We start from the raw sequence: 12,177 nt of genomic DNA on the forward strand, positions 1-12,177 counted from the left end.
AACACTCGTGGCGCCGGCCTGGCTTATACTGCCACTCTCACCCGATCTGTTTAAAGGACAATGATATGGCTCGATTGGCAGGCAAGGTAGCAATAGTCACTGGTGGCGCACGCGGCATGGGCGAAGCCACCGTAAGGCTCCTCGTGGATGAAGGGGCGAAGGTATTAATCGCCGACGTATTGGATTCACCCGGACAGCTGTTGGCCGAAGAACTAGGCAGCAGCGTGTCTTTCTTTCATCTTGACGTCACCCGCAAGACCGATTGGCAAAAAGGTGTGCAAGCTGCAACAGCTCTGGGGCCGCTGTCAGTCCTGATCAACAATGCCGCTATTATCTTCCAAAAAACCATCATGGATACCACCGAAGATGACTTCATGAACATCGTTCGTATCAATCAGCTAGGCGTTTTTCTTGGGATGCAGGCCGTTTTTCCAACGATCAAGGACAATGGCGGTGGTTCGATTGTTAACGTCTCTTCCATCGACGGGCTGCAGTCGAAGAACTCACTTGCAGCTTACTCGTCCACCAAGTGGGCGGTGCGGGGTATGACAAAGGCCGCCGCTATTGAAATGGGAAAGCACAACATCCGGGTTAACAGCGTCCACCCCGGCGGTATTTATACAGCCATGCACGGCTCGGATTTCATTTCCCAGGAAGATGCAGACCAGTTCTACCAGCATCACGCGATTCCCCGTGTCGGACTGCCACGTGAAGTAGCCGCACTCACTGCATTCCTCGCGTCAGACGAAGCGACCTACAGTACCGGGGCTGAGTTCATTGCCGACGGCGGCTGGAACGCAGGGTTGGTGCAGGAATCACTGCCGCAACTCTAGGCCAACAAAACCATTCGGCAGCTCTGTAACGCGCTGGCCCCCGCGTTCACCAGGGCGCGCTTGCGCCCTTTGTGATATGGCCGTATTGTGATTTTTTTCGCCTTATGACGGAGTGACTATGTTTCAGGGTATCAGCTACGATTATTCCAATGCCGCCGTTCTGGTCACAGGCGGCACCAGCGGCATTGGTCTTGCCTGCGCACGAGGTTTCAGCGATGCAGGTGCCAGTGTGATTATCACTGGTCGTGGTTCCGACGCAGGAGAATACGACGCCGACCTTGCCGGGATGGAGTATCGCCAGCTGGATGTAGGCGACAGGGACGCGCTTTACGCCCTCGGTAGCTCACTGTCGAAACTGGATATCCTCATCAACAATGCCGGGGGCTCACAGGGTGATGAATGGGGCGCTGAGGGCTTTGACCTGTCACTTGATGTGAATCTGTCCAGCGCGTTTCACCTCAGTAGCGCCTGCAAAAAACTGTTAGCCGCGAGCGACTTTCCCGGCGGCGCCAGCATTATTGGCATCGCCTCCATGACATCCTACTTTGGTTTCGAGTTGACGCCAGGGTATGGCCCAGCCAAGGCGGGCCTCGTACAACTCATCAAAACGCTGGGCATGAGCTGGGGCCGTGAGGGCATCCGCGCCAACGCGGTGGCTGCGGGTCTCACCCGCTCGAATCTCACCAGTTTTGTGATAGAGAGTATGCCCGACATGGTGGAGGAGACGCTGAAACGCCAGGGCTTGAAGCGGACCGGGGAACCCGAGGATATTGCCGCCGCTGTGCTATTTCTGACATCGCCCGCAGCGGCCTGGATTACCGGCCAGACGCTGCCGGTGGATGGTGGTTTCACAACAGGCATGGGCTGACTAAAACGGGAACAGCCGAGGCACCAGCACGATGACTGTTACCGAATACACAATCGACACCAGTATCCCCGCACGGGTGTAATCCTTGAATTCATAGCCACCGAGGTTTTGTACCATCAGGTTTGTTGTGTAGCCGTAAGGAGTAAGAAAGCTCGCACTAGCACCATAGGCGACCGCCATAACAAATGGCATAAAACTAACGCCATAGCTCTCCGCCAGGCCAAAAGCCACCGGAAAACTCAGCGCCGCTGCAGCATTGTTGGTCATCAGCTCTGTCAGCAGCACAGTGCCAATATAAATCCCGATGAGGGCTCCGTAAGGCCCCAGAACAGACAGGTAGCCATGCAGTAAATCGGCCATCAGGGTAACCATTCCTGCATTAGTCAATGCCTGGGACAAAGTCAACGCTGACGCGATAATCAACCAGAGCTCGAAGGGAAAGCGCCGCCTGAGTTCAGAGCCGCTGATTACCCCGGTGATCAACATACACAAGAGCAGAAAGGCAACCCCTTTTATGAGGGGTACTATCTCCAGTGTCGCAAGCACGATAACCAGCACTAACACACCGGTAATCAGATAGTTCTGGAAAGGGGTTGTGCGCGCCTCCCCTACCGAATCATTAGTAATAACAAAATTTTTATCGAGGTTTTTGCGCTCGTTAAAATCCGGGCCGACCGCCAGCATCATGCTGTCACCGGCCTCAATTGTAATATTGCCTAACTTTCCGGAAAGGCGTTTACCCCCCCGACGCATACCGACGACCGCCGCATCAAATACTGAACGAAACGCACTTTCCTTCACCGTCTTACCATCGATAGTGGCATTGGGCATGACGATGACTTCCTTCATATTTTCTCTCAAGAGACCTTCTTCAAGCGCAAATAACTGCAGTCCATCAAACGTCTCCAGTGCTTGTATCTGCTTAATATCTCCAGAAAAAATTAGCTTGTCGCCGGCCTCAATGTGCTCCTGCGGCGTAACGGGGGAAATCAGGTGATTGCCACGCACAATCTCTACAAGGAATAGGTCCTCAAGTTCGCGCAGTCTGTTTTCAAGCACGCTTTTTCCGATCAACAGGGAGTGCGCACTTACCTCTGCTTCAATAACATACTCGTTGATGTCTATTTCATCGGAATCGCGCACCGGCAAGAAGCGAGAGCTGATGACCAGGGCGATCATTCCAAGTACCGTTACCGCGAACCCCACCGAGAGAAAATCAAAGAACGCCAGGCCGGTCCCGGTAGCATCCTGCAGAAAACTGCTGACAATCAAATTGGTGGATGTGCCGATCAAAGTCATCGTACCGCCCAGTATCGCAGTATAGGACAGCGGTATAAGCAGCTTTGATGCAGGGTGATGCTTGCTGTTCCTGACGGTATTCGCAAGCGTTGCGACTACCGCTGTGTTGTTGACAAACGCGGAGAAAAACGCGGAGGCCGCGCCCAGACGAAGCAGACTACCGAAGTAGCTCGGCACTATCAGCTTGTCAGACATTCGAGTCAGCCACGACAATTTTTCCAACCCCGTTGACACCAACAGCAGCAATACAAGGGTAATGACGCCGGGATTAGACGCCTTGTCCAATACCTCTTGGGTATCGACCAAGCCAGTAAAGTAAGCGACCAGCATGGCACACACGAAAATCCACGCGGCCGGCCACTTGGTGAAAATGAGACTCGCGAGAAGCCCCCCAAACAAGGCAGTGATGAGCAGCTGCTCAAACATGAAAACCCTTCTGTTCAATTACATGCAATGGTCTGCAGGATACGCGCTAACAGCTTAACGCCACAACGCACCAACTTTTTATGTGATTTCGCGTAAACTCTGACATAGCGTGGACGAAGATAAGAGCCCGAGCAATGACATTATGGAAAAAGTCAGCAAAATAGTTGTCGGTCTGATTCTGGTCGGAATCATCGCGTTGGCTTGGCATCGAGAATTTTTTTCGGAATTACCTTATAACTGGTTTGCGCAGAATTTCTTTGTTTCCGAGGATACGGACAGCTTCGACCCAGGTCCCGCCATAGGCTCTCATTTTCCAGGCCTCCAGGCAGAATACGAGGGAGAGAGACTAACCCTGTTGACGAAGTTCGCTGGCGCTGCAGGCACCGTGCTCGTCGTTCTTCGCTCTCTGGCCGAGAGCCCGTTATGTCAACAGCAGTTGCTTCAGTTGGAAGCGCTTTATCCGGAATTCAGTGCAGCGGGCATTGGCCTCGTCGTCATCAGTCCCGACGAACAGTCTGTGCAGGATACATTTGCTGCGGAGTACGGTATTACCCTCCCCTTACTATCTGACACCTCCGCACTCTCGACCATAACCCTCGGCGTTCAGGATCACGCCTATACCAGAACTGACAGCAAGTATGGCACACCCTACCCAGGCTCGCTCGTCATTTCAAAGGATCAAAAAATTGTCGGTAAACTGTTCCTTGAAAAAGAAAATACCCGGATCAGTGCCACGGCAACGCTCTCCTTCGCGCGACAACTGCTTCAGCATTGATACGCAGCGAACCGCAGTGAGACTGCTTGCACATTTAAGACGACTGTATTATTTTCAGGTTCTCCGAGGCCACCGGCATACGGTACGTCACCATGGATCAAAGCGCCGCTAACAAACACTCGGGTCGCTCTGCACAAACGCGACAACGGTTTATTGAAGCGGCCGAGAAACTATTCGCAGAGCGCAGTATCGATTCCGTATCACTGAATGAAATCACAGTGGCAGCCGGGCAGAAAAATCGAAATGCCTTGCAGTACCATTTCGGCAATCGCGATGGGCTGCTGCAGGCGATCATCGACACGCATTCACAGCGTGTCCGCGAGTTACGTCAACCCTTTCTGGCTGCCGAGGTAGCAAGCAGACAGAGCGGCCGTCACAGGAAAGCCGCGAAGGCACTGGTGCGGCCACTCACCGATTACATTGAGGAAAATCCCTCCGGCGTCTACTACATCAAAATTCTCTCCCAGCTGGCCATATTGAACAGCCCGGTGCTCAACCCAGCCACCACAACTGCCATCAGTTTTGACAACGACGAAGCACTGGAGCGGCTATTTCGACATGCACTATCACATTTACGTGCGACGGAAATACGCCGCCGCATGTTTCTGACCATTAGCATGACGTTTCACGGTATTGCGGATATCTGCAGGGCCAGTGAAGCAGACGATAGCAGTACCACTTTGCGCACACGCAGGCGAATGTTTGACCAGATTACGCTGGCGGTCGAATCCCTGCTGGAGGCGGAGCCTCTGGAGTAGCCGCTGGGCTATACCAAATAGGCGAGGTCCAGGCACGCTCCTGTATAACCTTGCGATGCCCGTCGGCACAGCAAGGCTCCAGCCCTTCTCCCACTGTTTCGGGGCGACTGCAATCCACACCCATCGCGACGCAAATACGCTGACTCCAACGGCAACTGGGGTTTTCGAGGACTCTGGAATAGTAATAGGCGCCCTGCTCAGCATCGAATGTCTCGTCGGTCCAAACGGCGCACAGTGTGTGCTCCCCGGAGCCGCTTAACGCGCAAGACGCCTCGTCGACCCGCGCACCGTTTGTGGCATCGCCGGCGACATCGAAAACCGCTTCCCTCAACTCTCCAGCAGAGGTTCTCCAGCCTTTTACAATCTGGATACGCTGCAGAGGCACACCGGGCTGGCTTGCGGTACCGGGGTCCCGCTGTGCTACTACCATAAATCGCGGCGCAGCGGCCGCGGCAGAAGGTAGGCGACCTCCCATCGGCGTGCCTGATTCATAAGCTTGGGCGATGCGATCCTGACGCTCACACAGATCCTGCGGATAATCCCACCCCGCGAAAAATCGACTGATAATTCTTGGGCCGCTGGTAGCGTAGCTTTCACGACGCCTGAGAGACTCAAACAGAGAGTCGCGACTGTTCTCCTCGGCCCAGAGCACGGCGAGACCGCCCGGGTTGTTCATCAGAAGGTCCGGCAATCCCGGCGGCAACCGATCGACAGCCGGAACACCCTTGCCACCGTGGCCGGCAAATCCTGACTCATCCACCTGACCGGCGGCACCGAGATGTGTATCGGTACTGGCTATGAAACCAAACTGGTAGGGGTTTACGCGCATTTCGGCTTCAATAGCCAGTCCCTGCAGCAAGACCTCTCTGGCAAAGCCTGTATCAGGTCGCGGCGAGCGGTCGAAGCCAGCCAGATTATCAATGGGTTGTTGTTCGAAAGCGCAAAGTTCATCCTCGGTGATTCCTCGAGCATAGAAACACTCGGAGGATCCGCCTTTCTGCATAACTTCCAGCAGCGGCTCGTAGCGGGCTCTGAGCGCTGCGTATTCGGGCGTCATCGGAGAACCGTCGTCGCCCTTGCCTGTAAACATCTGTCCGGCGCTTAAATTGGAATTGTGGGGAATCGCCAGAGCGTCGCAAGCACCAGATGCACCAACACATTCACGTTCGAGACCACGCCAAAGCCGCTCGGCAGAGGGCTCTTCGATAAATGACAGTGGCAGTTCGGGGACATCGGCGTTACGAAACAGGATATTTCGATGCAGGTTTCCACCCGTCAGCGGATCCATACCCGACCATTCATAGCCGACAAAGCTGGTGAAGGAACAATCATCACTTCGGTCATAGGCCGCCTCCGCAGCTTGCTTCGTATCGTGCCAGGGAAAGACCGATGCCTGCTTGCACAACGTGTCATTTTCACCGCACATACTCATATGGGAAGCCATCATTGAGGACATAAAGTTGAACAGATAATAGGCTCCGATAGACCAGCCTCGATACAGGCCACACTGCCAGGAATCGTGACCCTCAAAACCTGGTGTGTTGCACATGTGGACCTCGCCAAACAATTCGGCATGATCCGAAACCATCGCAAAGTCCAGTGGACGATTGAGCCGTATCGAGCGCATGGGCAATCCGGATTCATCCCAGGGCTGTATACCGAGAGATTGACCCTGTGCGAAACCATACGCCTGCGCCGGTGTGGTCAGTGTGCCCTGGGTGCTGGCATCGAGGGAATAACGGGTATGCACATGAAGGTCACCAAAAAAAGGCTGCCTGTACTCGTCATGAAATCGACAGGGGTGCCGCTCTTCCGAGTACGCCTGACCGGCACCCGCAGTGAATGGCAGCGTGAACAAGTACACGCACAACAGTCTGCTTAACAGGCCGGCGGTAATAACGTGTCTCGGCTGGGTCACACCTCCCTGCCAGAGGTAGATCCATAACGTTTAGCATGCTCGTCGATGGATGCAACAATGTTGTCGTGACGCATCGCTATGATGTCTCGATAGTCATCATGGGTGATTACGTAAAAACCACCTTCGCGAACGGCATCGACCACCTGCTCACCTACCACACGGGGCGAAATACCGCTTGCAACGTCTGGCGCAGGTTGCTGATGGTCAATTCCGGGGTCGTAAGCGTCTGGGCGCACTGCAAAAGACTGGGTGATGAGGTTGGTATTGACTAGTCCCGGGCACAGCACTGATACGCCCACCCCCTTGTCCGCAGTCTCCATCAGTAGCGCCTCAGAAAGGCCGACAATCGCGAACTTGGTGGTGGTGTAGAGTCCCTCTGGCGGGCCAGATATCAAGCCGCCCATCGAGGCCGTATTGACGATGTGCCCCTCCCCTTGTTCTAGCATTAACGGAAGAAATGCTTTCACACCATGAATAACGCCATAGAGATTAACATCGATCAGGTATTGCCAATCCTTTATATCAGCGTCCGCCATTAACGCACCAATCCAGACTCCCGCGTTGTTGCACAGCAGGTGAACGCCGCCGAAATGTTGCAGGGCGCGATCGCGCAGCGCTTCCACAGACGCGAGACGAGATACATCCACTCCGCAGGCCAGTGCGTCGCCACCCAAATCTGCAGCCACCGTGTTTGCCTTACTTTCATCGATGTCTGCCACAACAACCTTCATACCGGCAGCGGCGACCGCTCTCGCGATACCCTCACCAATCCCCGACCCTGCGCCCGTCACTACGGCGACCTTGCCCTCTAAATCCTGCATAATTTTATCTCCAAAATTGATCCTGCCCCGGTAAGTTACTCAGGCCTGACAATCAATCATAACCTTGATTGCCTGCTCGGAATCGCGAGCCATCTCGAAGGCCTGCGTCACCTGTGACAAGGGGAAATGGTGGGTTACCAATACTGTGGGATCAAAACGACCGGACTGCAACATCTCGATTACTTGTGGGAATTCCACGTCATACCCCATGGCCGAGATAATAGAAATTTCTTTCGCCAACAGCATGATGAGATCCAGCGTCGCCTTTTCCTTGTGCACACCAGTGAGGCAGACACGGCTGCCGGGGCCACTTATATCCACAATGCGTTCAAACACACTGCGCGCGCCCGTTGCCTCGAAATACACGCTGCTGGCGGGCATGGGCATACCGAAAAAACTGGAACTACCGTGACATTCAATCAACTTCGGTAACAGATCGGGATCGTTGGCCGAAAGCGCCACCGCACCGAGCGAGCGCGCCGCCGTCAGGCGCGCCTCTGACAGGTCGACAACAATAATATTTTCCAGACCACGGTACTGCAGCACCAATAGTATAGAGAGGCCAATGGGGCCGGCACCAAAGATCACGGCCTTGTCCTGCGCCTGCGCAGTCACCCTGTTGGCCCCGTGCTGGGCCACTGAGAGAGGCTCCACGAGGGCGCCGTAAGCATCCGGCAAGGTATCGGGCAGGGGCAGCAGACTGTCCGGAGATTGTGCTACGCCACGCACCAGGAGATAGGGTGAGAATCCACCCTCACTGCCACCGTTGCCGATATTGTTGTCGTGAATAAGAGGCTGCACAACCACCCTTTGGCCCGGAATAACGCTGGAAACATTCGCCCCTGCTTCACTGACAAGACCCCACAGTTCGTGACCAATCGGAGTAGGTTCATCGCCACGCAATCCCCCCATGGACAGGAAACCGAGGTCAGAGCCACATATACCGCACTGCCTCACCTGGACCACCACGTCATCATCACCACAGACCGGGGCTGGCAGCGTGTCCAATCGCAAGTCATTCACCCCGTGAATTTGCAGTTGGGGGATAGTTGATGTCATCGGTTCTCACTCCGTAAGCGCTCAATCACGACCATAGGACCGCCCTCGGCCTGGGTCAACCGTGATGGCCGGTATATTGAACCGCTGGAAATCAATTCGTTGCGAGACTGGTTGAGTGTCATGAGCTTTGCGACACTGAGGCACCAATGAGGAGTGCACAGGGCATGACCAAAAAGAATCCGGATAAGGTTGTAGACTGGCTGGTAGCCGGCGCCGGAGCCGCGGGTATGACCGGTGCGATTGCTGCTCATCAACTGGGCGGCTCTGTTCTGGTCGTGGAGAAAGAATCCCTCTACGGCGGAACCACTGCCAAGTCGGGTGGCGTCGCCTGGATACCCGCTAATCATCGTCAGGCCGACGTAGACGTGCAGGACAGTGCCGAAGAGGGCTATGCCTACCTAAAGTCTTTGATCGGCGACAGTGTCAGCCCCTCGCGTCTTCGCGCCTATGCGGAGAGGGCGAGCGAAATGCTGCAATTCATGATGCAGCACAGTCATGTGCATTACTCCGCCTTACCCCACTATATGGACTACTACGAAGCCAAGCCCGGTTATAAATCAGGTGGACGCTCCATGGACAATGCCCCGTTCCAGCTGCGTCGTCTTGGAGCAGAGGCCGACACGATCAGGTTGGGGCACTACGATGGCTTGCTGCTGCCCTTTAATGTCACCGTCGAGGAGGGTCAGCGTCTGCAGGTCATGGATGCGGGCGCGTATTTGCTGGGCCTGCGCTTATTGCTGCGCTATATCACCGACATCCCGGGCCGCCTCAGGCGCCAGCGGGACAACCGTCTCACTCTCGGTCCGGCACTGATCGCCAGCCTGAGGCTCTCGTTGAAGGACCGCGCTATCCCGCTGTGGCTGGATACACCGATTGACGAACTGGTGTTGGATGGCGAGAACGTCTGCGGTGCAATCGTCAAGCGCGAGGGAAGGCCACTGTATGTGAAGGCACGACACGGTGTTTTACTCGGCACCGGCGGCTTTTCCCACAACGCTGCGATGCGGCAGCGGTTTCAGCAGGCACCCATCGGCAGCGAGTGGACTGCAGCAGCGCCTGGCGCAACCGGCGATGCAGTGCGCCTGGGCGAAAGCATCGGTGCTGACCTTGGTTTCATGGGCTCGGCTTGGTGGTCTCCCAGTTACAGGATTCCCGATGGTCGCGTGCTGGCATTAATCTCGGGCAAGTCCAACCCCGGCTCGCTGATTGTCAATCAGCAAGGCAAACGTTTCGCCAATGAAGCCCAGCCCTACGAAGATTTCGTCAAAGCCCAATACGCCAGCGAGCAGCGAGGCGAAGGCGCCGTGCCCTGTTATCTTGTTTTCGATGCCACATATAGAAGCAAGTACGCAGTAGGACATATCAAACCGGGGAAAGTGGAGCATGACGCACGGCTCTCGGCGGATAATTTCGAATCTGGTTTACTGACCCGCGCCGACAGTATAACCGAGCTGGCGGGGAAGCTGGGGGTCAACGCTGCCAACCTCGACGCGACCGTCACGCACTTCAATTATCACGCGCGTGCTGGCGAAGATCCCGAGTTCGAACGGGGTGCCACCCTCCATGACCGCTACTACGCAGACCCCTCTGTAACGCCCAATCCCTCTTTGGCACCACTGGATAAACCACCTTTCTATGCTTTGCGCTGCGAACCGGGCGACCTGGACACCAAAGGTGGCCTGCTATGTGATGAATATGCGCGCGTCCTGCGTAAAGATGGCTCGGTGATCACAGGACTCTACGCCGCAGGTAACGCCAGCGCTGCGGCGATGGGAGACACTTATCCTGGTGCTGGCGCTACCATTGGCTCGGCCATGACATTTGCGTATATCGCCGCACAGCATGCATTCAGTGACTAATCCGCTAGAGGAAAACCACTCTTGAATCGCTTCAAATACGCTTATCTCGATCCAGATAACTATGCCCGCGGCTGGCACATAGTCCTGTTTTCCCAGGAATTGGGTGTGGGCGAAGTGAAGAAATTGCATTATTTCGACAGGGACCTCGTGGCGTATCGTGGCGAATCGGGCAAGGTAGCGATTCTCGACGCCCATTGCCCTCACCTTGGCGCCAATCTGGGCAGCGGTGAAGGACGGGTAACAGGCGATAACATCGCCTGTCCATTCCACGGTTGGACTTTTGATCCACAGGGCCACTGCGTCGACATTCCCTATGCTGACAAGTTACCCGAAAAAGCGGTCACTGCCCTCAGGGGCTGGGCCGTGCTGGAAAAGTGCGGATTCATTGCCATATGGTTTGGAGAACCAGACGAGGCGCCGGAAAACTACCTTCCCGATATCAAGGAGTGGGGCGAAAACGGCTGGGGCGATTGGGTCTTCTACCGCTCGCGCATTCAGGCCAAGCCTTGCGATATTATTGAGAATATTGTCGACATAGCGCATTTTCCGCACGTACATGGCGGGGTGGTGCGCTCCTGGGAGAACAGATTCACGGAGCGGAGCGTTACCCAGCTTTCGACAGTAGATCGCAACCCTGATGCGAAAATGATAATACCACCCGGGGCAGCGGTTGATCTGGCGGAAGCCAGTGAGGAGACGGGTGCCGACGTCGACGCATGGGGAGACGCGACTTATCACGGTCCCTCTATCATGTACTACTACACCGAGGCACGCAGCCCGGATATCAACTTCAAAAGCTGGTGGGTGAATTGCCATACCGCAGTAAATGATAACGAGGTCGACCTTTGCTCTGCGGTTATCGTTAGCAGCCTGGACGGTACGCCCTTGCCTGCGGATTTCGCAAGAGACTACCCGCACATGGCGCACATCGCCTTTGGGCAGGACGTCGAGATATGGAAGGATAAAGTCTACCGCGATGAGCCCATTCTCTGCGATGGAGACGGTCCGATCAACAAACTAAGGAAGTGGTACGAGCAGTTCTATTTGCCAAGATGAGCCTTGCTCACGCTCCGCCCGCCTGAGCAGGGACCGTGAGACACCATGCCTCAACATCAAAATCGACCCAACAGGGCAAAATCCCCGGGTTAACTGGCGAGCGCCGGAACGCTCGCTCGGGGCGGCCTTCCCATGCTCGCGCGTGAGAACTCTTGGGACAACAGGGTGTTTTGCGCTCCCAGATTCAGGAAGCAGCGCTCTTGGCGTTGTTACCGAGCTTTATGTTCTTTTTCGCGGCAAGACTAGGCTGTCCGCTAATGCCAGGCTGAATGACATCAATCTTGTTGCCCGATTTCAGGAAAGCCCGAGTTTGCGCCTCTATGGACTCAGAGGTTTCCACGGCCGCCGGCTGTTTTTTCTTGGCGGGTGCCCTGGTGGGTTTGCGTGCCATTTTTAATACTCTGTTAACATACAGCCCGCCATGATAGCACGAAATTGCTCATATAGGTTGATTTCGTGGGAGGAAGGCGCGACGGCGCCTCCCGATAAGTCCGCGGCGCAGCAC

The 12,177-nt window shown here is 55.3% G+C and carries 11 protein-coding genes; 6 read left to right on the forward strand and 5 right to left on the reverse strand.

Annotated elements, in window-relative coordinates:
- The first annotated feature begins 65 nt into the window (after window positions 1–65).
- Complete coding sequence (locus EYC82_RS05555) at window positions 66–833, forward strand: SDR family oxidoreductase (protein ID WP_279248555.1); 768 nt, start codon at window positions 66–68, stop codon at window positions 831–833.
- Window positions 834–951: 118 nt separating this feature from the next.
- On the forward strand, window positions 952–1,701 hold the full coding sequence (locus EYC82_RS05560; protein ID WP_279248556.1) for an SDR family NAD(P)-dependent oxidoreductase: 750 nt from the start codon (window positions 952–954) through the stop codon (window positions 1,699–1,701).
- Here EYC82_RS05560 and EYC82_RS05565 read toward each other — a convergent pair whose 3' ends face one another.
- The gene (locus tag EYC82_RS05565) at window positions 1,702–3,426 is read right to left on the reverse strand and encodes an SLC13 family permease (protein WP_279248557.1); all 1,725 of its coding nucleotides are present in this window, start codon (window positions 3,424–3,426) and stop codon (window positions 1,702–1,704) included.
- A 109-nt stretch (window positions 3,427–3,535) separates the two neighbouring features.
- Here EYC82_RS05565 and EYC82_RS05570 point away from each other — a divergent pair, with 109 nt between their 5' ends.
- Together EYC82_RS05570 and EYC82_RS05575 are read left to right on the forward strand one after the other, a co-directional pair.
- Window positions 3,536–4,201, forward strand: coding sequence for a redoxin domain-containing protein (locus EYC82_RS05570; RefSeq protein ID WP_279248558.1), 666 nt, complete (start codon window positions 3,536–3,538; stop codon window positions 4,199–4,201).
- Between the two features lie 92 nt (window positions 4,202–4,293).
- Window positions 4,294–4,959 carry a TetR/AcrR family transcriptional regulator gene (locus EYC82_RS05575; protein WP_279248559.1) on the forward strand — a complete coding sequence of 222 codons (666 nt, stop codon included), beginning with the start codon at window positions 4,294–4,296 and terminating at the stop codon, window positions 4,957–4,959.
- Here EYC82_RS05575 and EYC82_RS05580 read toward each other — a convergent pair.
- Genes EYC82_RS05580 through EYC82_RS05590 form a run of 3 tightly spaced genes read right to left on the reverse strand, consistent with a single transcriptional unit; the run spans window position 4,913 to window position 8,757 of the window.
- Window positions 4,913–6,877, reverse strand: a complete 1,965-nt coding sequence (locus tag EYC82_RS05580) for a DUF3604 domain-containing protein (RefSeq protein ID WP_279248560.1) — start codon at window positions 6,875–6,877, stop codon at window positions 4,913–4,915. The two genes, EYC82_RS05575 and EYC82_RS05580, sit on opposite strands and share 47 nt — an antisense overlap.
- Complete coding sequence (locus EYC82_RS05585; protein WP_279248561.1) at window positions 6,874–7,698, reverse strand: SDR family NAD(P)-dependent oxidoreductase; 825 nt, start codon at window positions 7,696–7,698, stop codon at window positions 6,874–6,876. Before EYC82_RS05585 ends, EYC82_RS05580 begins: the two co-directional genes overlap by 4 nt.
- Window positions 7,699–7,737: 39 nt before the next feature.
- Complete coding sequence (locus tag EYC82_RS05590; protein ID WP_279248562.1) at window positions 7,738–8,757, reverse strand: zinc-dependent alcohol dehydrogenase; 1,020 nt, start codon at window positions 8,755–8,757, stop codon at window positions 7,738–7,740.
- A 164-nt stretch (window positions 8,758–8,921) separates the two neighbouring features.
- Between EYC82_RS05590 and EYC82_RS05595 the strand changes: the two genes are divergently transcribed.
- Both EYC82_RS05595 and EYC82_RS05600 read left to right on the forward strand, forming a co-directional pair.
- Window positions 8,922–10,616, forward strand: a complete 1,695-nt coding sequence (locus EYC82_RS05595) for an FAD-binding protein (protein WP_279248563.1) — start codon at window positions 8,922–8,924, stop codon at window positions 10,614–10,616.
- Between the two features lie 21 nt (window positions 10,617–10,637).
- Window positions 10,638–11,672: a Rieske 2Fe-2S domain-containing protein gene (locus EYC82_RS05600; RefSeq protein WP_279248564.1), complete on the forward strand. Its 1,035-nt coding sequence runs from the start codon at window positions 10,638–10,640 to the stop codon at window positions 11,670–11,672.
- A gap of 184 nt (window positions 11,673–11,856) precedes the next feature.
- Here the strand turns inward: EYC82_RS05600 and EYC82_RS05605 are convergent, their stop codons facing one another.
- Entirely contained in the window at window positions 11,857–12,063 is a 207-nt protein-coding gene (locus tag EYC82_RS05605) for a hypothetical protein (RefSeq protein ID WP_279248565.1), read from the reverse strand.
- Between the last annotated feature and the right edge of the window lie 114 nt (window positions 12,064–12,177).

The sequence above is a fragment of the Candidatus Marimicrobium litorale genome, assembly GCF_026262645.1.
GTDB classification, from domain to species: Bacteria; Pseudomonadota; Gammaproteobacteria; order Pseudomonadales; family Halieaceae; genus Marimicrobium; species Marimicrobium litorale.

Bases quoted from the DNA above. Each gene is read 5' to 3' on its own strand.
- EYC82_RS05560 (WP_279248556.1), top strand. From the start codon at position 952: ATGTTTCAGGGTATCAGCTACGATTATTCCAATGCCGCCGTTCTGGTC.
- EYC82_RS05565 (WP_279248557.1), bottom strand. From the start codon at position 3,426: ATGTTTGAGCAGCTGCTCATCACTGCCTTGTTTGGGGGGCTTCTCGCG.
- EYC82_RS05585 (WP_279248561.1), bottom strand. From the start codon at position 7,698: ATGCAGGATTTAGAGGGCAAGGTCGCCGTAGTGACGGGCGCAGGGTCG.
- EYC82_RS05605 (WP_279248565.1), bottom strand. From the start codon at position 12,063: ATGGCACGCAAACCCACCAGGGCACCCGCCAAGAAAAAACAGCCGGCG.
- EYC82_RS05590 (WP_279248562.1), bottom strand. From the start codon at position 8,757: ATGACATCAACTATCCCCCAACTGCAAATTCACGGGGTGAATGACTTG.
- EYC82_RS05575 (WP_279248559.1), top strand. From the start codon at position 4,294: ATGGATCAAAGCGCCGCTAACAAACACTCGGGTCGCTCTGCACAAACG.
- EYC82_RS05555 (WP_279248555.1), top strand. From the start codon at position 66: ATGGCTCGATTGGCAGGCAAGGTAGCAATAGTCACTGGTGGCGCACGC.
- EYC82_RS05595 (WP_279248563.1), top strand. From the start codon at position 8,922: ATGACCAAAAAGAATCCGGATAAGGTTGTAGACTGGCTGGTAGCCGGC.